At 74.5% G+C, this 20,015-nt stretch carries 23 protein-coding genes; 18 read left to right on the top strand and 5 right to left on the bottom strand.

The window, feature by feature from the left end:
• From E4P39_RS13410 to E4P39_RS13435, 6 genes are all read left to right on the top strand, one after another.
• Nucleotides 1–803 (top strand): hypothetical protein (locus E4P39_RS13410; protein ID WP_135137091.1); only part of this gene is annotated, 803 nt, incomplete at its 5' end.
• 10 nt (nt 804–813) lie between these two features.
• Nucleotides 814–1,320, top strand: coding sequence for a dUTP diphosphatase (dut, locus tag E4P39_RS13415; protein WP_245159811.1), 507 nt, complete (start codon nt 814–816; stop codon nt 1,318–1,320).
• The gene (locus tag E4P39_RS13420; protein ID WP_135137092.1) at nt 1,320–2,060 is read left to right on the top strand and encodes a DUF3710 domain-containing protein; all 741 of its coding nucleotides are present in this window, start codon (nt 1,320–1,322) and stop codon (nt 2,058–2,060) included. The genes dut and E4P39_RS13420 overlap by 1 nt, the downstream gene beginning before the upstream one ends.
• Nucleotides 2,061–2,068: 8 nt before the next feature.
• Nucleotides 2,069–2,845, top strand: a complete 777-nt coding sequence (locus E4P39_RS13425; protein WP_245159812.1) for an alpha/beta fold hydrolase — start codon at nt 2,069–2,071, stop codon at nt 2,843–2,845.
• A gap of 3 nt (nt 2,846–2,848) precedes the next feature.
• Nucleotides 2,849–3,226, top strand: coding sequence for an OB-fold nucleic acid binding domain-containing protein (locus tag E4P39_RS13430; protein ID WP_135137094.1), 378 nt, complete (start codon nt 2,849–2,851; stop codon nt 3,224–3,226).
• A gap of 68 nt (nt 3,227–3,294) precedes the next feature.
• Nucleotides 3,295–4,110 (top strand): DUF3159 domain-containing protein, encoded by an 816-nt coding sequence (locus E4P39_RS13435; RefSeq protein WP_135137095.1) that lies wholly within the window; start codon nt 3,295–3,297, stop codon nt 4,108–4,110.
• 7 nt (nt 4,111–4,117) lie between these two features.
• Here E4P39_RS13435 and E4P39_RS13440 read toward each other — a convergent pair whose 3' ends face one another.
• Together E4P39_RS13440 and E4P39_RS13445 are read right to left on the bottom strand one after the other, a co-directional pair.
• Complete coding sequence (locus tag E4P39_RS13440; protein WP_135137096.1) at nt 4,118–4,777, bottom strand: TrkA family potassium uptake protein; 660 nt, start codon at nt 4,775–4,777, stop codon at nt 4,118–4,120.
• Nucleotides 4,777–5,445 (bottom strand): TrkA family potassium uptake protein, encoded by a 669-nt coding sequence (locus E4P39_RS13445; protein WP_135137097.1) that lies wholly within the window; start codon nt 5,443–5,445, stop codon nt 4,777–4,779. Before E4P39_RS13445 ends, E4P39_RS13440 begins: the two co-directional genes overlap by 1 nt.
• Before the next feature lie 185 nt (nt 5,446–5,630).
• Here E4P39_RS13445 and E4P39_RS13450 point away from each other — a divergent pair, with 185 nt between their 5' ends.
• From E4P39_RS13450 to E4P39_RS13490, 9 genes are all read left to right on the top strand, one after another.
• A complete protein-coding gene (locus E4P39_RS13450) occupies nt 5,631–7,667 on the top strand; it encodes an APC family permease (RefSeq protein ID WP_135137098.1) in 2,037 nt (678 codons plus the stop codon).
• Nucleotides 7,660–8,964 (top strand): TRAM domain-containing protein, encoded by a 1,305-nt coding sequence (locus E4P39_RS23240; RefSeq protein ID WP_135137099.1) that lies wholly within the window; start codon nt 7,660–7,662, stop codon nt 8,962–8,964. Before E4P39_RS13450 ends, E4P39_RS23240 begins: the two co-directional genes overlap by 8 nt.
• Nucleotides 8,965–9,014: 50 nt before the next feature.
• Entirely contained in the window at nt 9,015–9,245 is a 231-nt protein-coding gene (locus E4P39_RS13460) for a DUF4177 domain-containing protein (RefSeq protein WP_135137100.1), read from the top strand.
• 60 nt (nt 9,246–9,305) lie between these two features.
• Complete coding sequence (locus E4P39_RS13465) at nt 9,306–9,674, top strand: hypothetical protein (RefSeq protein WP_135137101.1); 369 nt, start codon at nt 9,306–9,308, stop codon at nt 9,672–9,674.
• 138 nt (nt 9,675–9,812) lie between these two features.
• On the top strand, nt 9,813–11,741 hold the full coding sequence (gene dxs / locus E4P39_RS13470; RefSeq protein ID WP_135137102.1) for a 1-deoxy-D-xylulose-5-phosphate synthase: 1,929 nt from the start codon (nt 9,813–9,815) through the stop codon (nt 11,739–11,741).
• Nucleotides 11,742–11,805: 64 nt separating this feature from the next.
• Complete coding sequence (locus E4P39_RS13475) at nt 11,806–12,087, top strand: thiamine-binding protein (protein ID WP_135137103.1); 282 nt, start codon at nt 11,806–11,808, stop codon at nt 12,085–12,087.
• A gap of 342 nt (nt 12,088–12,429) precedes the next feature.
• Nucleotides 12,430–12,747, top strand: coding sequence for a metalloregulator ArsR/SmtB family transcription factor (locus E4P39_RS22945; RefSeq protein ID WP_135137104.1), 318 nt, complete (start codon nt 12,430–12,432; stop codon nt 12,745–12,747).
• Nucleotides 12,744–13,286, top strand: a complete 543-nt coding sequence (locus tag E4P39_RS22950; RefSeq protein WP_135137105.1) for an SRPBCC domain-containing protein — start codon at nt 12,744–12,746, stop codon at nt 13,284–13,286. Before E4P39_RS22945 ends, E4P39_RS22950 begins: the two co-directional genes overlap by 4 nt.
• Before the next feature lie 187 nt (nt 13,287–13,473).
• Nucleotides 13,474–14,172 carry a DNRLRE domain-containing protein gene (locus tag E4P39_RS13490; RefSeq protein WP_135137106.1) on the top strand — a complete coding sequence of 233 codons (699 nt, stop codon included), beginning with the start codon at nt 13,474–13,476 and terminating at the stop codon, nt 14,170–14,172.
• An 11-nt stretch (nt 14,173–14,183) separates the two neighbouring features.
• Here E4P39_RS13490 and E4P39_RS13495 read toward each other — a convergent pair whose 3' ends face one another.
• A complete protein-coding gene (locus E4P39_RS13495; RefSeq protein WP_245159813.1) occupies nt 14,184–15,440 on the bottom strand; it encodes an HRDC domain-containing protein in 1,257 nt (418 codons plus the stop codon).
• Nucleotides 15,441–15,607: 167 nt separating this feature from the next.
• Complete coding sequence (locus E4P39_RS13500; protein WP_135137108.1) at nt 15,608–16,240, bottom strand: DUF3000 domain-containing protein; 633 nt, start codon at nt 16,238–16,240, stop codon at nt 15,608–15,610.
• Between the two features lie 119 nt (nt 16,241–16,359).
• Here E4P39_RS13500 and hemE point away from each other — a divergent pair, with 119 nt between their 5' ends.
• Together hemE and hemG are read left to right on the top strand one after the other, a co-directional pair.
• Nucleotides 16,360–17,439 carry a uroporphyrinogen decarboxylase gene (hemE, locus tag E4P39_RS13505; RefSeq protein WP_135137109.1) on the top strand — a complete coding sequence of 360 codons (1,080 nt, stop codon included), beginning with the start codon at nt 16,360–16,362 and terminating at the stop codon, nt 17,437–17,439.
• Nucleotides 17,436–18,803 carry a protoporphyrinogen oxidase gene (gene hemG, locus E4P39_RS13510; protein WP_135137110.1) on the top strand — a complete coding sequence of 456 codons (1,368 nt, stop codon included), beginning with the start codon at nt 17,436–17,438 and terminating at the stop codon, nt 18,801–18,803. The genes hemE and hemG overlap by 4 nt, the downstream gene beginning before the upstream one ends.
• 72 nt (nt 18,804–18,875) lie before the next feature.
• Here the strand turns inward: hemG and E4P39_RS13515 are convergent, their stop codons facing one another.
• The gene (locus tag E4P39_RS13515; RefSeq protein ID WP_135137111.1) at nt 18,876–19,232 is read right to left on the bottom strand and encodes a hypothetical protein; all 357 of its coding nucleotides are present in this window, start codon (nt 19,230–19,232) and stop codon (nt 18,876–18,878) included.
• A 61-nt stretch (nt 19,233–19,293) separates the two neighbouring features.
• Between E4P39_RS13515 and hemQ the strand changes: the two genes are divergently transcribed.
• Nucleotides 19,294–20,004, top strand: coding sequence for a hydrogen peroxide-dependent heme synthase (gene hemQ, locus E4P39_RS13520; RefSeq protein WP_135137112.1), 711 nt, complete (start codon nt 19,294–19,296; stop codon nt 20,002–20,004).
• Nucleotides 20,005–20,015 lie beyond the last annotated feature (11 nt).

Here is a 20,015-nt window from a genome sequence, read left to right on the forward strand (position 1 = left end):
GATCTCTCGTCGGGGCCGGCCCGGCCGACGACGTGCCCGGCAACGGGCCGCGCCGGTCGGCGGCCACCGGGCTCCGTGACGTCGTCGGTGCCGTCGCCGAGGCGGTGGGCGCCGCGTTCGGTCCGTCCGGGCCGGATACGCGGCCCCCACCGCCGGGGCCGGTCGGGGCGCCGACCGCGGGGGGCGAGCGGACTCCGGGCGCCCTGCTCGGTGACCTGCTCGCCGCCGCGGCGCCGCGGCTGCCCATCCGCGACGGGAGCCGGCTCCGCCGGGCCTACCCCGGGGCCTCCGACGCCGAGATCGCCGACCAGCTGGTCGCCCGGGCAGCCCGGATGACCGGCGGGATCGGGGCCGCCACCGGTGGCCTCTCCGCGGCGCACTGGTTCGCCCCGCCCTCGCTGCTCGCCCTGCCCCTGGAACTGGGCGCCGAGACCGTGCTGATCGCGGCCGTCGAGGTGGTGCTCATCGGGGAGCTGCACGAGCTCTACGGGCAACCGGCCACGGGCGACGCGCGTGACCGCGCGGCCGCCTACCTGGCCAGCTGGTCGGCGCAGCGGTCGGTCAGGGGCGCCGGCGCCGCGGGCCTGGGCTCCCTCCTCGGCAGCGCGGGCGTCCGCGCCCTCCGGCGCAGGGTGACCCGCAGGCTCGCCGGGAACGTCACGACCGCCGCCCCCTTCCTGCTCGGGGCCGCCCTCGCCGGCCGGGGCAATCGCCGGGCGACCGAGGGGCTCGCCGGGCATGTCCTGGCCGACCTCCGCGGGTCGGGCCCGGTGGGTCCCGAAGGCACCGGCCCGCGCCGCTAGGGTCGCTCGCGTGCCCCAGTCCTCCCCGCCCGAGCTGGACGTGCCGGTCCGGCTGACACCCGAGGGGCAGGTGCCCGGCTACGCGCTCCCCGGCGACGCCGGCGCCGACCTGACCGCCGCGGAGGACGTCGAACTGGCGCCGTTCCAGCGGGCCCTCGTCGGCACCGGGGTGGCGGTGGCCATCCCCGAGGGGTACGCCGGGTTCGTGCACCCGCGCTCCGGGCTGGCCCACCGGGTGGGTCTGAGCATGGTCAACGCCCCGGGCACCATCGACGCCGGCTACCGAGGGGAGATCAAGGTGAACCTGATCAACCTCGACCCCACCCGACCGATCGTCCTGCACCGCGGGGACCGGATCGCGCAGCTCGTCGTCCAGCCGGTGGTGCGCGCCCGGTTCGTGCCGGTCGAGGAGCTCCCGGGCAGCGAGCGGGGCGAGGGCGGCCATGGCTCGACGGGCGGCCATGCCTCCGGCGGGCGGGCCGAGAGCGACACGGCGTTGACCGGGGGGCGGAGCTGATGCCGTTCGGACGGCGGCGGAACCGCATCGACCGCAGCCTGCGCGAGCGCGGCGTCCCCCCGGAGCCGCAGCACCGCGTCCGCGAGGTGTCGGCCACCACCGGCCCCTACGACGAGGCCGACGCCCCGGCCGACGGGATCTCGCGGATCGACCTGGGCTCGATCCGGCTGCCCGCACTCCCCGGGATGGATCTGCGGGTCGAGCTGAGCCCGCAGCAGAAGGTCATCGGCGCCACGCTCCGCGCGGGGAGCTCCACGCTCCAGGTGTCGGCGTTCGCCGCACCGCGCGCCGCCGGCATCTGGGACGACGTCCGGGCCGAGCTCGCGACGACTGCCTCCGGCCAGGGCGGCTCCCTCCGGGAGGTCGAGGGTCCCTTCGGTCCCGAGCTGGCCGGCACGATCCTCGCCGCGCCGCCTCCGCAGCCCGGCGCGACCACGCCGCCGCAGCCCGTCCGGCGCGCGACCCGCTTCCTCGGCGTCGACGGGCCGCGGTGGTTCCTGCGCGGCATGCTCAGCGGCCCCGCGGCCGAGGACGCCGAGGCGGCGCGACCGCTGGAGGCCGCCTTCCGGGGAATCGTCGTCGTCCGCGGGTCCGAGCCCATGCCGGTCCGCGAGCAGCTGCCGCTGACCCTGCCGCCCCAGGCCGCCGCGCAGCTCGCCCGCCAGCAGGCGGCCGCACAATCCGCACCGGGGCCACGGGGACCGGCGCAGCCGGGCGGTCCTTCCCCGGCGCCCGGATGAGCGGACCTGTGCCCCGGGTCCATCGCTACGGGCCGGGGCCCGACCGGTTCCTCGAACTGACGCTCCCGCAGGGCGCGGGGCCGGCGCCGGTGGTCGTCGTCCTGCACGGCGGGTTCTGGCGGCCGGCCTACGGGATCGAGCTGGCCCGCCCGCTCGCGGCCGACCTCGCCGGGACGGGCTTCGCCGCGGTCGCGGTGGAGTACCGCCGGGTCGGCGCGGGCGGCGGCTGGCCCGGGACCCTCGAGGACGTCGCGGCGGCGGTGGACAGCCTGGCCGACCTCCCCGACGCCACCCGCCTCGACCTCACCGATGTCACCGTCGTCGGCCACTCCGCGGGCGGGCACCTGGCCGCCTGGCTGGCCGGACGGCACCGGTTGCCGCCGGGAGCGCCGGGAGGCGCGCCCCGCGTCCGGATGACGGCGGCGGTCCTCCAGGCGGGCGTCCTCGACCTGTCGGCGGCCGACGAGCAGGACCTGGGCGACGGGGCCGTGCGCGCCTTCCTCGGCGGTGCCCCCAGGGACGTGCCGGAGCGCTACGCGGCGGCGGACCCGGTGCGACTGCTGCCGACCGGGACATCCGTGCTGTGCGTGCACGGCGCCGCCGACGACGACGTCCCCGTGCAGCAGAGCCAGCGGTACGCGGCCGCGGCCCTCGCCGTCGGGGACCGCGTGGAGCTCCGCGTCGTCCCCGGCGACCACATGACGCTGATCGACCCGGCGTCAGGCGCGTGGGCCACGACGCGCGACTGGCTGGCCCACGGGCGGGCGGGCGCGCCGTACGCTTGACCCGTGACCGAGACGCGCGCACCCGGCTGGCTGTCGCGGAGCCTGCAGCGGCTCACTGCCGACGACCACTCCATCGACGCCGAGGAGCTGCGCGCCGACGCGGTGAGCGCCGGCTGCGAGCCGGTCAGCTCGTGCCGCAAGGGTGCCGTCGTCACCGTGACCGGCCGCCTGAAGTCCGTGGTCTACACGCCCCGGGAGACGGTGCCCACGCTCGAGGCGGAGCTGTTCGACGGGTCGGGCTCGGTCACCCTCGTGTGGCTGGGTCGCCGGCGTATCCCGGGCATCGAGCCGGGCCGCACGGTGACCGCACGCGGCCGGTTCGCGGCCTTCGACGGCAAGCGGGTCATCTACAACCCCTGGTACGAGCTGGGCGCGGGCTGATCGTCACCGGCGGCGTGCAGGGTCCGGGGGAGCTCCCCGGCGAGCGAGGGACCGGGGGACAGGCGACGATGAGCGGCGAGCAGGGCAGCGGTTCGTCACCGGCGCGGGACGACGGGACGGTCGGCTTCGACCGCCACCTGGTGCTCGAGCAGCTGGGTGGCTGGCGCGGAATGGTCGACGCCACTCTCCCCACGGTGGCCTTCATCGTGGCCAACTCCGCCGCCGGCCTGCGCACCGGGATCTGGGCCGCACTCGGCGCCGCCGTGCTCATCTTCCTGGTCCGGCTGGTCCGGCGGGAGAGCGTGCAGCAGGCCGTCAGCGGCCTGTTCGCCGTCGGCATCGCGGTGGCCATCGCCGCCAACTCCGGTGAGGCGCGCGACTTCTTCGTCCTGGGGATCGTCCGCAACGCGGCGATCGGGGTGGTCCTGCTGGGGTCGGTCGCGCTGCGCCGCCCGCTGATCGGCTACCTTGCCGAGTTCCTCGCCCCCAGCCACATGGGCGGCATGGCGGCGCACTCCCTGCCGTGGCTGTCGCGCGGCGCCGGCGTCTCCCGGGCTGTCCGCGAGGCCACCGTGCGGACGCCGGGGGCGGACCCCGCCCCCGAGCTGCACTGGCGGGAGGACCCGCGGGCGTTGCGCGTCTACGGCTGGCTCACGGTGCTCTGGGCGGCCACCTTCCTGCTGCGCGTGGTCGTGCAGGGCCCGCTGTACCTGGCCGACGAGGTGGAGCTGCTGGGGACGGCGTCGCTCGTGCTCGGCCTGCCGCTGACGGCAGTCGTGGGTGTGGCGACCCTGGTCGTCCTGTCGCGCCTGCACCGCGCCCGCTCCGCCCCGCCCGAGGCGGCTCCGGAGCCGGCTGCGGACGACGACCTCCAGGCCCGCTGAACGAACCTCAGCTGGGCGCGAGCACGGTCTTCAGCTGGTCCTCGACCTCGGCGTGCGTCACGAACAGCAGCTCGTCGCCGGCCTCGAGCGGCTCGTCCGGCGTCGGGGTGATGACCCGGTCGCCCCGCAGGATGGCCGTCAGCACCGTCTCCCGGGGCAGCGGAACCTCGCGCAGCGGCTTGCCGACCCAGGGTGTGTCCTCGGCGAGAGTGATCTCGACCAGGTTCGCCGCACCCTTGCGGAAGCTCATCAGCCGGACGACGTCGCCGACGGTCACCGCCTCCTCGACGAGGGCCGCGAGCACCCGCGGGGTGGAGACGGCGACGTCGACCCCCCATGCCTCCGTGTAGAGCCACTCGTTGCGGGGGTCCTTCACCCGGGCCACGACGCGGTTGACGGCGAACTCGGTCTTGGCCAGCAGCGAGACGACGAGGTTGGCCTTGTCGTCACCGGTGGCGGCGACCACGACGTCGCAGGTGGCGAGCTGGGCCTCCTCGAGCGAGGAGACCTCGCAGGCGTCGGCCTGGACCCATTCGGCTCCCGGCACCGCGCGGGTGCGCACCTTCCGCCCGTCCTTCTCGATGAGCATGACGGTGTGCCCGTTGCCCAGCAGCTCCCCGGCGATCGACCGGCCGACGGCGCCGGCGCCGACGATGGCGACCCGCATCAGTGCCCACCTCCCACGGGGCCGTGCTCGACGGCCTCGTGCACGCGCGCGGTGATCTCGTCGGTGACGGCCACGATCAGCTGGTCGCCGTCCTGCAGGACGGTGCCGGACGTCGGCAGCTGGGCGTCGCCGAAGCGGACCAGCCAGGCGGCCCGGGCGCCGGAGGCGGCCTCCAGGCCGGACAGTTTCTTGCCGACCCACGGCTCGGTGACGGTGATCCGCATGAGCAGCACCTTCCCGGTCGGCTCGCGCCACAGCTCGCTGACGTTGACCGAGAGCAGTTCGCGCAGGAGCCGGTTCACCGTCCAGGGGACGGTGGCCACGCTCGGGATGCCCATCCGCTCGTAGACCTCGGCCCGCTTGGAGTCGTAGATGCGGGCGACGACGTGCTGGACGCCGAAGGTTTCGCGGGCCACGCGGGCCGCGATGATGTTGGAGTTGTCGCCGCTGCTGACCGCCGCGAAGGCGCCGGCGGAGTCGACGCCGGCGTCGAGCAGGGTCTGCCGGTCGAAGCCGAGCCCGGTCACCTGGCGCCCGCCGAACTCCGGACCGAGCCGCCGGAACGCCTCGGGGTCCTGGTCGATGACGGCGACGCTGTGCCCGATCTCTTCCAGCTTGCGGGCGATGGCGGAGCCGACGCGACCGCAGCCCATCACGACCACGTGCACGGATGACTCTCCCCGCGATCCGGAGCACGGGCACCGTCCGCCCGCGCAATTCCCGGCGCGAAGCTACACCCGGGGCGGGGGTCCGGCGGTCAGCGCGGAGGCATCACCCGCAGAGTTCCCTCTCACGGGCGGGGCGCGCCGTCCGGAACGCCGCTCCGCCCCCGGGCGTCCGTACCATCGCCGCCGTGCCCAGCCTGTCCGACCTCGGACAACTCCCCAAACGGCTCGTCCTCGGCCGCGCCGTCCGCAGCGACCGCCTCGGCGAGTCCCTGCTGCCCAAGCGCTACGCGCTGCCCATCTTCGCCAGCGACCCGCTCTCCTCCGTGGCCTACGCGACCCAGGAGATCCTGATCGTCCTGACGCTCGCGGGGACGGCGTTCCTCTACCTCGCGCCCTGGCTGGCGGTCGCCGTCGTGCTGCTGCTGATCACGGTGGTGCTGTCCTACCGGCAGGTCGTGCACGCCTACCCGTCGGGCGGCGGCGACTACGAGGTCGCGATGAAGAACCACGGGCAGTTCGCCGCCCTCGTCGTCGCGAGCGCCCTGCTGGTCGACTACGTGATGACGGTCGCCGTCTCGGTGTCGGCGGGCACCGACAACATCATCTCGGCGTTCCCCTCGCTCAACGAGTACCGCGTCCCCATCGCCGTCGGCCTCGTGGCGCTGCTGGCCGCGGCCAACCTGCGCGGTGTCCGGGAGTCGGGCAAGGCGTTCGCCGTTCCGACGTACCTGTTCATCAGCGGCATCGCGGTCCTCATCGTCACCGGGCTGATCCGGTACTTCTTCACCGACGCCGGCATCGTCTCGGAGACGGCGCAGTACACCGTCACCCCGGAGCCGGCGTACGAGAGCGTCGCCGGGCTGGCGCTGCTGTTCTTCGCGCTGCGGGCCTTCGCGTCGGGGTGCACGGCGCTGACCGGGGTCGAGGCCATCGCGAACGGCGTGCCGGCGTTCAAGCCGCCGAAGAGCCGGAACGCGGCCACGACGCTGGCCCTCATGGGCGGCGTCGCGGCGGCCATGTTCGCCGGCGTGACGGCGCTGGCCCTGCTCGCCGACGTCAAGTACGTAGAGCACCCTTGCGATCTCAACGGGTTCGCGAACTGCGAGACCGAGCCCCAGCGGACCGTCATCGCGCAGCTCGCGGCGGCCGTCTTCGGCGGGGACGCGTCGGTCGGCTTCTTCTTCATCCAGGCGGCCACCGCGCTCGTGCTCGTCCTGGCGGCCAACACCGCCTTCAACGGCTTCCCGCTCCTGGGCTCGGTGCTGGCGCAGGACCGGTTCATGCCCCGTCAGCTGCACACCCGCGGCGACAAGCTGGTGTTCAGCAACGGGATCCTGCTGCTGGCCGGCTTCGCGATGTTGCTGATCGTCGCGTTCGACGCCGACGTCTCCCAGCTCATCCAGCTCTACATCATCGGCGTCTTCACGAGCTTCACCATCGGCCAGTGGGGGATGGTGCGGCACTGGAACCGCGAGATGCGGTCGGAGCAGGACGCGGTGGCGCGGCGGCGGATGCGCCGGTCGCAGATCATCAACACCATCGGCGGCAGCCTCACCACCGTCGTGCTCGTGATCATCGTGCTGACCAAGTTCACGCACGGCGCCTGGCTGGTCCTGGTGGCGATGCCGATCCTCTTCGTGCTGATGAGGGGGATCAACCGGCACTACTCGCACGTCTCCGAGCAGCTGGTCCCCGACACCGACTCCCGGCTGCTGCCGAGCAAGGTGCACGCCGTCGTCCTGGTGTCCAAGGTGCACAAGCCGACGCTGCGGGCGCTCGCGTTCGCCCGGGCCACCCGGCCCGACGAGCTGACCGCGCTGACGGTCAACGTGGACGACGCCGACACCCGCGCCCTGCAGGCCGACTGGGAGCGCTACGACATCCCGGTCTCGCTCACCGTGGTCGAGTCGCCCTACCGCGAGATCACCCGGCCGGTGGTCGACTTCGTGAAGGGCATCCGGAGGGACAGCCCGCGCGAGCTGGTCGTGGTCTTCGTCCCGCAGTACGTCGTCGGCCACTGGTGGGAGAACGTGCTGCACAACCAGAGCGCGCTGCGCCTCCGGGCGCGGCTGCAGTTCCAGCCCGGTGTCATGATCACGACGGTGCCGTGGCAGCTGGAGAGCTCCGTCGGCCGGGACGACGACGCGAACGGCGGTCCGGCCCCGGGCGATCTGCGCCGCGGGCTCACCGACGACCAGGTCGACGCCAGCCCCTATGGCTGAGCGGCGTCGCGCGCACGGCCGCCGCGGGCGGCCCACCCGCCGTGAACCGGTCGACCGCGGCGAGGGCTGGACCGGGTCGGAGTTCGAGGTGATCGTGGGCCCGGTCGCGCACGGCGGGCACTGCGTGGCCCGGTACGAGGGGCGGGTGGTCTTCGTCCGGCACGCGCTGCCGGGGGAGCGGGTCGTCGTCCACGTGACCGAGGACCGGCACCCGGGCTTCTGCCGGGCCGATGCGATCGAGGTGCTCGAGGCCTCGCCCCACCGCGTCGAGCGGCCCTGCCCCTACAGCGGCCCTGGGCGGTGCGGGGGCTGCGACTGGCAGCACGTCGACCCCGCCGAGCAGCGGCGGCTCAAGGCCTCTGTCGTGGGCGAGCAGCTGGCCCGGCTGGCCGGGCTGCCCGACGTCGAGGTGACCGTCGAGGAGCTGCCCGGGGGGCCGCTGCGGTGGCGGTCCCGCGCGCGGTTCGCCGTCGACCGCTCCGGGGCGCCGGGGCTGCGGCGGCACCGCTCGCACGACGTCGTCGTCCTCGACGACTGCCCGATCACCGTGGAGCCGGCCGCCCAGGCGGTCCTGGCCCGCCGGTGGCCCGGCGCGGGCGCGGTCGACGTCTCGATCGACTCCACGGGGGCGGTCACGACCAGCCGGCTGGACCGGCGCGGACAGGCCACCTCGAGCCGGGTGGTGCGCCCGGGAGGGGACCTGCCGGAGGAACCGGTCGGCCGGGTCGAGCGCCGGGCCGGCGGACGTGACTGGGAGGTCGAGGGCACCGGCTTCTGGCAGGTGCACCCGGCGGCCGCCGACGCGCTGGTGGCGGCGGTGGCGGGCTTCGCCGGGGTGACGGCGGGGGAGACGGTGCTGGACCTCTATGCGGGGGTGGGGCTGTTCGGTGGCGCGCTGGCGCCCGCGGCGGGACCGGGCGGCCGGGTCGTCTGCGTGGAGGCCGACCCGGCGGCCTGCGCGGCCGCCGACGCCAATCTCGCCGACCTCCCGCAGGCCGAGGTGTGGGAGGGAGAGGTCGACGCCGAGGGGCTCGCCGGGCTGCTCGACGAGCTCGGGGGGAGGCCCGACGTCGTCGTCCTCGACCCGCCCCGGGCCGGTGCCGGGCCGGGGGTGAGCCGGCTGCTCGCGGCGACCGGTGCGCGGGCCGTCGTCTACGTCGCCTGCGACCCGGCCGCGCTGGCCCGGGACGTGGCCGCCTTCGGCGGGGCGGGCTACCGGCTGGGGGGACTGCGCGCCTTCGACGCCTTCCCGATGACCGCCCACGTCGAATGCGTCGCCCTGCTCGTCCCCGCCTGAGCCCGGCGGTCGCGGCGGGCCCGCGGAGGCCCACCCGCTACCGTTCGGGGGTGCCCACGTGGGAATACGCCTCGGTCATCACCGCCAACGACGCCGAGTCACAGCGCGCCGGTGTCAGCGTCAAGCTTCCCGGCGGCCAGTCGGAACGCCAGCAGGGCGACACGAGCTCCGTGCTCAACAAGCTGGGCGCGGAGGGCTGGGAGCTGGTCAGCTACCACTCCAGCGGCGCCGGCAGCTGGGGGTACGAGCAGTTCTGGCTCAAGCGCCAGTCAGCCTCCTGAGGCACTCCGTGTTCGCCGTCGCGGGCTGAGTCGTCAGGGGTCGGGGGCAGACTGAGCCGCGTGGACGGGACGCTGCCGCCGGGCTGGCCGGAGCAGGTGCGACCGCCGGGCGCCCCCGACTGGGAGCAGAGCGCGGTCGCCTGGCTCTTCGACCTCGTGCCGCCGGACTACCGGGCGCACGACGTGCTGCGCCGCTACCCGGTCCTGCTGGCCCGTTTCGCCGGGGACCACGTGGCAGCCGGGCTCGAGGCGGCGCGGAAGGGCTGGCGCACGGTGCGCGTCGAGCTCGCCGACCAGCTGCCCGCCGACGCGATCGAGGCGGCGATGGTCGCCTACGAACGGGAGGGGGCCCGGCTGGGGGCCGCCGCCCGGGGGGTGGACGTCGTGGCCGGTGCGCTGCGGGGGGAGCGCTGGGTTCCGCGGCTGTGAGCACCGCGCCCCGCGGGCCCAGGCCGCTGTGAGCTGCATCCGCGGACCGCTCACGACCGGAAGAGCTGGGAAACCGCAGCTACAGTGGATCGGCGGCTGCTCCACAGCTGCCGCCGATCGAAAGGACACCGTCGAGCCGTGCCGTCACTGCGATCGCTCCGGGGTCCTGCGGACCTCCGCGCGCTGCCCGCCGACCAGCTTCCCGCCCTGGCGGCCGAGATCCGCGACGCGCTGGTCACCAGCGTCGCGAAGACCGGCGGGCATCTCGGTCCCAACCTCGGCTGCGTCGAGCTGACCATCGCGCTGCACCGGGTGTTCGACTCGCCGCGCGAGCCGATCGTCTTCGACACCGGCCACCAGGCCTACGTGCACAAGATGCTGACCGGGCGGGTCGAGGGCTTCGAGCGGCTGCGTCAGCGCGGCGGGCTCTCCGGCTACCCGAGCCGTGGCGAGAGCGAGCACGACTGGGTCGAGAACAGCCACGCGTCGACGTCCCTGTCCTACGCCGACGGGCTGGCCAAGGCCTTCGCCGTCCGCGGTGACAAGCGGCCCGTCGTGGCCGTGATCGGCGACGGCGCGCTCACCGGGGGCATGGCGTGGGAGGCATTGAACAACATCGCCGCCGCCGACGACCGCCCCGTCGTCATCGTGGTGAACGACAACGGCCGCTCCTACTCGCCGACCATCGGGGGAGTGGCCGACGCCCTGGCCACCCTGCGGCTGCGGCCCGGGTACGAGGACGCGCTCAACGCCGTCCGCCAGGCCCTGCACCGCGCGCCGGTCGTGGGGACGGCGCTGTACGACGCGCTGCACGCGATCAAGAAGGGCCTCAAGGACGTCCTCTCGCCGCAGGGCATGTTCGAGGACCTGGGGCTCAAGTACATGGGCCCCGTCGACGGGCACGACATCGAGCACATGGAGTCGGCGCTGCGCCGGGCCCGGGCGTTCGGCGGGCCGGTGATCGTGCACGCCGTCACCACCAAGGGCTTCGGCTACCCGCCGGCCGAGACCGACCAGATCGACGCCTGGCACGCCACCGGCGTCTTCGACCCGGACAGCGGCGTGGGCAGCGTGGCGGCCCGCGACTGGACGGCCGCGTTCTCCGACGAGCTGGTGCGGATCGGTGCCGAACGCTCCGACGTCGTCGCCATCACCGCCGCGATGCTGCATCCCACGGGCCTGGCCGCCTTTGCCGAGCGGTTCCCGGAGCGGACCTTCGACGTCGGCATCGCCGAGCAGCACGCGCTCACCTCGGCCGCCGGCCTGGCGATGGGCGGGTTGCACCCGGTCGTCGCGGTGTACTCCACGTTCCTCAACCGGGCCTTCGACCAGCTGCTCATGGACGTCGCGCTGCACCGCCAGCCGGTCACCGTCGTCCTGGACCGGGCCGGGGTCACCGGAACGGACGGCGCGTCGCACAACGGCATGTGGGACATGTCGATCCTCCCGATCGTCCCCGGCCTGCGGCTCGCCGCGCCGCGGGACGAGTCGACCCTGCGGGAGGCGCTGCGCGAGGCGGTCGCGGTCACTGACGGCCCGACGGTCGTGCGTTTCCCGAAGGGCGTGCCGCCGGTCGACATCCCGTCGCTGGAGCGGCGCGGGCCGGTCGACGTCCTGCGCCGGGGATCCCGGCCGGACGTGCTGCTCGTCGCCGTCGGCTCGATGGTGCCGATGTGCCTGGCGGTCGCCGAGCGGGCCGCGGACCACGGCATCGAGGTGACCGTGGTGGACCCGCGCTGGGTCCTCCCCGTCGCCGACGAGCTGGTGGTGCTCGCCGCCGGCTTCAAGCTGGTGGTGACCGTCGAGGACGGTGGCCGGGCCGGCGGCGTCGGCACGACGCTGACCCAGGCCCTGCAGGACCGCGACTGCGACGTCCCGGTGCGGGCCGTCGGCCTGCCGCAGCAGTTCTTCGACCACGGCAGTCGCGGCCAGGTGCTGGCCGACGCCGGGCTCACCGAGCAGGACATCGCCCGGCGGATCGCCGAGTGGACCGCGGTGCTGGCCGAGCGCGCCGACGGCGTCGTGAGCGACCCCGAGAAGAACACGGCGGTCGAGGGCCGGTCGTGACCGGGCTCGCGAGGTCCGCAGCGGCGCAGTGCACGGTGACGACGAGCGCCCGCGAGGAGGCACCGTGATCGCGGAGATCCAGGTCGCGCCGTCACCCCCTGGGACGGCCGAGAATCCGCACGCCCACGTCGAGGCGGCGATCGCGGTCATCCAGGCGTCCGGCCTGCGCTACGAGGTGGGTGCCCTCGGCACGACGATCGAGGGCGAGGACGACGCCGTCTGGGCGACGCTGCGTGCGGCGCACGAGGCGATGCTGGCGGCCGGAGCCACCGCCGGCCTCTCGCATCTCAAGGTCGCCTCGGTGGACCGCACGATGGACAGCCTCACCCACAAGTTCCGGGGATAACACTGCGATCCTCCGGATCGCACCGCGATGACATCTCGATCCTCCGGATCGCACCGCGATGACACTGCGATCCTCCGGATCGCACCGCGATGACACTGCGATCCTCCGGATCGCACCGCGGCCAGGAGCCGTTCCCCGGTGTCGTTGAGCCGCTGCGTCGTGCCTGCGCGGAGACCCTCCGGGCCCCCACTCGGCCCGACAGGACAATCGTTCCCCCTCTCGTAGAGCCGCTGCGGCGTCCCTGCGCGGGACCCACCGGGCCCACTCGGGCCGACAGTCGTGGTCGCGTTTCCGTGTCGTGATCCGTTGACATGTGACCTTTTGGTCACCTATCTTTTCGCCATGGACGACGACCGCGTGTTCAAGGCGCTCGCCGATCCGACCCGCCGTCTCCTGCTCGACCGGCTGTTCGTCCGCGACGGGCAGACGCTCACCGAGCTGGAGTCGGCAGTGGAGATGACGCGCTACGGCGTGATGAAGCACCTCCGGGTGCTGGAGGAGGCCGGCCTGGTCGTCTCCCGGAAGTCGGGTCGGGAGAAGTTGCACTTCCTCAACCCGGTGCCCATCCGCCTGATCCACGACCGGTGGATCGACAAGTACACCGAGCACCGTGTCGCGGCGCTCGTCGACCTGAAGCACGAGCTGGAGGAACAGTCATGACCACCACCGAGACCACCGACACGGCCCAGGACGAGCGGACCCTGCAGGTCTACCGGGTCTACATCAAGGTCGCGCCCGAGAAGGTGTGGCAGGCGATCACCGACCCGGAGTGGAACGGGCGCTACGGCTACGGGGCGCCGCAGTTCTTCGAGCTGCGCCCGGGCGGGAGCTACCGCTCGACGGCGTCGGAGGAGATGCGCAAGGTCTCCGACGAGATGGGCTACGGCATCCCGGACGTCGTCGTCGACGGTGAGGTCCTCGAGGCCGACCCGCCGCGCAGGCTGGTGCAGACGTTCCGGATGCTCATGAGCCCGGACGCCGCCGCCGACGGCTTCACCCGGCTCACCTACGAGATCGCCGAGGTGGCCCCGGGCGTCAGCCGGCTGACCGTCACGCACGACGTCACGGGTGCGCCGAACCTGGCCGCGGTCGTGGCCGGTGCGTACGAGGACCAGGGCGGCGGCGGGGGCGGCGGCTGGGCCTGGATCCTCAGCGACCTGAAGTCGTTGCTCGAGACAGGGTCGGTCCTCGCCGGCTGAGCGCTGGTGATGACGGCCCGGGCCCCTCCACGCCGAGGGACCCGGGCCGTCGCGACTGCGGGTCAGGCCCTTCTCGAGCCCCGAGCGGGCCGAGCAGACCGGCCGGACGGACGGCGCCGGCTCCGTGGCCACGCAGAAGGCCCCGGCCTGACTTGATTCCGGCTCCTGTCCGTCCGATGAACCATGCATGGGGGACGGCCGGGGCGATGGTGGCTGGATCTGGGCACGCAGGACCCGCCGGGTCCAGGTGGCGGTGGCGCTGGCGGCGGTCGCGCTGACCCTGGTCCTGGCGCAGCAGCCCGTACGGGGCGCCTTCAACGGCAGTACCAACTCCACCGGCAACCAGGTCAGCACCGCGACGACCTTCTGCGCGTCCCCGGGCAACTCGACGGTCACCGCCACTGCGGACTCCTTCGTCGACCTGGGCAGCCCCACGAGCTTTTCCGGGGGCAGCGCGACCTTCCTGGTCGTGACGCCGCAGGCCGCTGCGACCCGGCGCATCCTCGTGCGGTTCGACCCGCTGCCGACCGTCCCGGCCCGGTGCACGGTCACCACCGCGACGCTGCAGATCTTCGCCGAGACCCTGGTCGCCGGACGCACGCTCGGGGCCTATCGGGCCGATCCGAACGTGGCCGCCTGGACCGAGGCCGCACTCAACTGGAACAACCAGCCGGCGGCCCTGGTGCCCGCGGCGACGGCGGTCATGCCGGCCACCGACCAGTACGTCTCGTGGACCGTCACGTCGCAGGTGAAGGATCTCTACACCCTGGGCAACAACGGCTTCGTCGTCCGCGACCAGGACGAGACCGGGACCGGGGCCTGGCAGCAGTTCAACTCCCGTGCCGTGGCGACCAACAAACCGCAGCTCTACGTCGCCTGGAGCTGATCCCGGGGCCGTCAGGTTCCGGCGACGGCCTCGGTGAGCAGGTCCAGGGTCAGCTCGATCTGCCACTCGCGGGCGCCGCCGGCGCGGAGCGCCGCGCCGATCGTAGCGGCGTCCGCTGGTGCGGGCGGGCTCCACATGATCCGGCGGACCAGGTCGGGGGAGACGATGTTCTCCACCGGGACCGAGTGTTTCTCCGAGACCTCCGCCAGGGCGGCGCGGGCGGCCTGCAACCGTGCTGCCGCAGCGGGATCGCGGTCGGCCCACCGGTTGACCGGCGGGGGGCCGTCGCCCGGCTTGCTGTGCAGCGGCAGGTCCGCCTCGGGGACGGCGCGGCCGCGGGTGAGCGCCCCGAACCAGGTGCTCACCAGCTTGCGGTTCGCGCGCCCGCGGAAGACCGGCAGCTCCAGCAGCGCCGCCTCGTCGGTGGGGTCGGCGTGGACCGCGGAGACCATCGCCGAGTCGGGCAGCACCCGGCCGGGGGCGACGTCGCGGCGCCGGGCCATGTCGTCCCGGGCCTGCCACAGCGAGCGGAGCATGCCGAGCTGACGGCGGCTGCGGAGCCCGTGCACCCCGGACGTCCGGCGCCACGGGTCGACCTTCGCGGGGGGCGGCCCGGCGGCCAGGATCGCCTCGAACTCCTGGCGGGCCCACTCGGTCTTGCCCTGCCGGTCCAGGATCGCGGCGAGCGCATCCCGGAGGTCGACGAGGACCTCGACGTCCAGGGCGGCGTAGACCAGCCACTCCTCGGGCAGCGGCCGGGTGCTCCAGTCCGCGGCGGAGTGGCCCTTCTGGAGGGAGTAGCCGAGCAGCGACTCGACCACCGCCCCTAGGCCCACGCGGGGCAGCCCGGCGAGGCGGGCGGCGAGCTCGGTGTCGAAGATCCGCCGTGGCACCAGGCCGATCTCGGCCAGGCAGGGGAGGTCCTGGTTGGCGGCGTGCAGCACCCATTCCTCGTCGCCGATCGCGTCCTGGATCACCGATAGGTCGGGCAGCGGCACGGGGTCGATGAGCCCGGTACCCGAGCCGTTGCGGCGCAGCTGGACCAGGTAGGCGCGCTGCCCGTAGCGGTATCCCGACGCGCGCTCGGCGTCGACGGCGACCGGCCCGGTCCCGGCGCGGAGCGCCGCGGCGTAGTCCACGAGCTGGGTGGAGGTCTCGACCACCGGCGGCAGTCCGTCGCGCGGGGCGAGGAGCGGCGTCGCGGGCGGGGCGGTGTCCTCCGGCGCGGGGGTCTCCACGGCGGCCGTGTCCGCGGCGGGGACGTCCACGGCGGCGTCCGGCTGAGGAGTGGGCTCGGTGCTCAGTTGCCGTCCACCTTCTTGCCGGGTCGCGTCGCTCGGGCCGCCGGGCTCCGTCCGGTCCGCGGGCGTGCCGCACCAGGACGGGGAAAGGAGCTCCGGCTCAGCGGGCGGAAGCCCGGCTGTCGGTGACGATGTTAGAGAGTCTCGCCGCCGGGGCGGTCGGAGGGACCCAGCAGGCGGACCCCGGGCGGAGGCAGCCCCGCCGCATTGCCGAGCACCTCGAGCCAGGCGAGCAGGTGCCGGTCGAGCGCGGTGTCCTCCGCCGTCCAGGAGGCACGCATCTCGACGTCGACGCTGTGCTCGGGCCCGGCCAGGTCACCGAAGCGGGTCGAGGCGGTGCGGGTGACCGTGCCGCCGACCGCGTGGTGGGCCGCGCCGGCGTCGGTGAGCGCGTCGGTCAGCCAGCTCCAGGCGACCTCGGAGAACATCTCGTCGTCGACCAGCTGCTCGTCGGTCTCGGCCGAGAGGTAGCCCACGCAGCGGGTCGTGCCGTTCCAGGCCTCGTGCCCGTCGGGGTCGAACAGGACGATGAAGCGGGCACTGGCGATCTCGACGTCGTCGTCCCCGTCCGGTTCGGTCACCAGCGCGCCGATCGCGTGGGCCCACGGCGCCAGCCGCTGCGGTGCGGGAATGTGCTCGAGCGTGATCTCCGGCCGGGCCCGGACCCCGTCCAGGGCGGCGAGGGCGGCACGGAACGCGGCGGGGGGCTCGTCCCCGCCCGCGTTCCTGCCTCGGTCGCCGGCGCCGGCCAGGCTGGTGGGCTCCACGTCCGCAGGGTAGGCCGCCACCTAGCACACCGCGCCCGACGCGCCGCAGCACGCGCCCGCGTGTCCGCACGGCCCGGGACCGGCGGCGCCGCCCGGAACGTCTGGGAGGATGGCCAGTCGTGACTGCCGTTCCCGACCCGGTCTCCCCGGCCTCCCCGCCCGTTGCGGGCTCTCCCGCCGATTCGGACCTGGTCCGCGCCGCCCGCGGCCTGCCGGTGAGCCGGACGCCCGTGTGGTTCATGCGGCAGGCCGGGCGCTCGCTGCCGGAGTACCGGGCGCTGCGGGCCGGGACGGCGATGCTCGCTGCCTGCCAGGACCCCGACCTGGTCACCGAGATCACCCTGCAGCCCGTCCGCCGGCACGGGGTGGATGCCGCCATCCTCTTCTCCGACATCGTGCTGCCGCTCGTGGTCGCCGGGATGGACGTCGAGATCAAGCCCGGTGTCGGCCCCGTCGTCGCGTCGCCCGTGCGCTCGGTGGCCGACGTCGACGCGCTGCCGCCGCTGGAGCCCGAGCGGCTCGCCTTCCTCGAGACCGCCGTCCGCCGGCTGGTCGCCGAGCTCGGCGCCACGCCGCTGATCGGCTTCGCGGGCGCCCCCTTCACCCTCGCCACCTATCTGATCGAGGGCGGGCCGTCGAAGGAGCACGCGCGCACGAAGGCGTTCATGTACGCCCAGCCGGAGGCGTGGGGGCGGCTGCTGGACAAGCTGGCCGTCTCGGCCGCCTCGTTCCTGCGTGCTCAGATCGACGCGGGCGCCTCCGCCGTCCAGCTGTTCGACTCCTGGGCCGGCGTGCTCTCGGCGGCCGACTACGCCGAGCGGGTGCTGCCGCACTCGCGGGCCGTCTTCGACGGGCTCGGGGACCGGGACGTGCCGCGCATCCACTTCGGCGTGGGAACCGGGGAGCTGCTGCCGCTGATCGGGGACGCCGGCGCCGACGTCGTCGGGGTCGACTGGCGGATCCCGCTGGACGAGGCCGCCCGCCGGGTCGGGCCGAGCCGGTCGCTGCAGGGCAACCTCGACCCGGCCGTGCTGCTCGCCGACCGGGCGACGGTAGACCGCGAGGTGCGGCGGGTGGTCGAGCAGGGCCGGGCCGCCCACGGGCACATCTTCAACCTCGGCCACGGCGTGCTGCCCGACACCGACCCGGGGGCGCTCACCCACGTCGCCGACCTGGTGCACGAGCTCACCAGCACATGAGCCGGCTGGTCGTCGTCGGGGCCGGGATCACCGGCCTGGCCGCCGCCTTCGAGTGGCGGCGCCGGCGGCCGGACGACGAGATCGTCGTCCTCGAGGCGGGCGACCGCATCGGAGGGAAGCTGCACCGCGTCGAACTGGCCGGCCACTGGTACGACACCGGGGCCGAGGCGGTGCTGGCCCGGGTGCCCGAGGCCGTCGCGCTGATCGAGGCGCTGGGCCTCGCCGACGACCTGGTGGAGCCGGCCACGTTGCAGGCCTCCGTCGTCCTGCCGGACGGGCGCCACCCGCTGCCTGCGGGCACGGTGCTCGGGGTGCCGGCCTCCGCCGAGGGGCTGGACGGGCTGCTCACGGCGGATGGCGTCGCGCGGGTGCGCGCCGAGGCGGACCTGCCCCCGGTGCGGTTCGACGGCGACGTCGCCGTCGGCACCCTGCTGCGCGAGCGGCTGGGCGACGAGGTCGTCGACCGGCTGGTCGAGCCGCTCCTCGGCGGTGTCTACACGGGCCGGGCCGACGAGCTCTCCCTGGCCGCGACGATGCCGGCCCTCGCCGCCCAGCTGCCGGGAGCGCCGTCGGTGCTCGCCGCCGCGGCGGCGGCCCGGGAGGTGGGGGCCCGCGGCCGGGGGGACGTGGACGGTCCGGTGTTCCGCACCGTGCGCGCCGGCCTCGGGTCGCTCCCGGCCGCGCTCGTGGCGGCCGCGCGCGCCGAGGTCCGGTTGCGCACCCCGGCGCACGGGCTCCGGCGGACCCCGCACGGCTTCGAACTGTCGATCGGCCCGGCCGCCGCGCCCGAGCTGCTGACCGCGGACGCCGTCCTCGTCGCCGCGCCCGCCGCCAAGGCCGCCCGGCTGCTGAGCGGGATCGTGCCGGCCGCCGTCGAGCCGCTGCAGGGGATCCCGTACGCGTCGATGGCGGTCGTGGCGATGGCCTTCCCCGCTCAGGACGTGGACGCCGGGTCAGGGCTGCTCGTCCCGCCCGTCGCCGGCCGGCTGGTCAAGGGGGTGACCGTGTCGTCGTCCAAGTGGCGGCACCTGGCCGGGGAGGCGCTGATCGTGCGCGCGTCCGTCGGCCGCTTCCGGGGCGAGGCCGAGCTCCAGCGGTCGGACGACGACCTCACCACCGCCGTCGTCGGCGACGTGGCGGATCTGCTCGGCCTGTCGCGGCCGCAGCCGGTGGAGACGCGGCTGGTGCGCTGGGGCGGCGGGCTGCCCCAGTACCTGGTCGGTCACCAGTCACGGGTCGACGCGATCCGGGCCGCGGTGAGCGGGGTACCGGGCCTCGCGATCGCCGGCGCCGCCTTCCGGGGGGTCGGCGTCCCCGCCTGCATCCGCGACGCCCACCACGCGGTCGACGCTCTTCTCGCCTGACCCGTGCGATTGCGCGAGAAAGCACCTGTCGCGGAGCTCTGATACGTCGATTCCTGCGCAATCGCGGTCCGGTCAGGGGCCGCGGCGCTCGCGCAGGGGTCGCGGGTCGTCGTCGTGGGCGCACCGGACGTCGATGTCGTGGCCGAGCGCGTCGAACTCGTTCTGCAACCGGTGGGCCAGCCGCAGCCCCTCCCGCGCCCAGGCAGCAGCCTCGACGACGCGGTCGCCCGGCCCTCCCAGGTCCAGCGCCCGACGGCTCCACTCGACGTTCCAGGTGGCCAGGCGCGCGACCAGCTCGGGGGAGATCCCGAGGGCGGCGGGGTCGACGACGTAGTCGTCATCGGGTTGCTGGTCGGGCGACCGGTTCCAGAGGAAGGCATCGGTGTGCTCGGCCATCAGCTCCACGACGGTGGGCGTCCGGTCGGCCACCGGGGCAGTCTCACATCCCCCGCGGCGACGGTGGACGCGTGCGGCGCGGGACAATGGGCGCATGAGCGACGACGAGCGCAGCCTGGGCAAGCGGGCGAACGAGCTGAACGCCACCATCCGCTACACGATGTGGTCGGTGTTCAGGCTGGCCCGCCCGCTCGGGGACGACCAGCGGACGGCGGCCGCCGACGAGGTGCAGGCCCTGCTCGACGAGCTGGCCGGCAAGGACGTCGTCGTGCGCGGGGTGTACGACGTCGCCGGGCTGCGGGCCGACGCCGACGTCATGGTCTGGTGGCACGCCGAGTCGCCCGACGCGCTGCAGGAGGCCTACACCCGATTCCGGCGCACCGCGCTCGGCCGGCACCTCGACCCGGTGTGGTCGCAGATGGCCCTGCACCGGCCCGCCGAGTTCAACCGCAGCCACATCCCCGCGTTCCTGGCCGACGAGGAGCCGCGGCGCTACGTCTGCGTCTACCCGTTCGTGCGGTCCTACGAGTGGTACCTCCTGCCCGACGAGGAGCGTCGCGCGATGCTCGCGGAGCACGGGAAGATGGCCCGCGGCTACCCCGACGTCCGGGCGAACACCGTGGCCTCGTTCGCTCTGGGCGACTACGAGTGGATGCTCGCCTTCGAGGCCGACGAGCTGCACAGGATCGTCGACCTCATGCGTGAGCTGCGGGCCTCGACCGCGCGGCGGCACGTCCGCGAGGAGGTGCCGTTCTACACCGGCGTCCGCAAGCCGATCGCCGAGCTGGTCGCCGACCTGGCCTGACCGATGACATC

The organism is Blastococcus sp. CT_GayMR19 (genome assembly GCF_004570385.1).
Classification (GTDB): domain Bacteria; phylum Actinomycetota; class Actinomycetes; order Mycobacteriales; family Geodermatophilaceae; genus Blastococcus_B.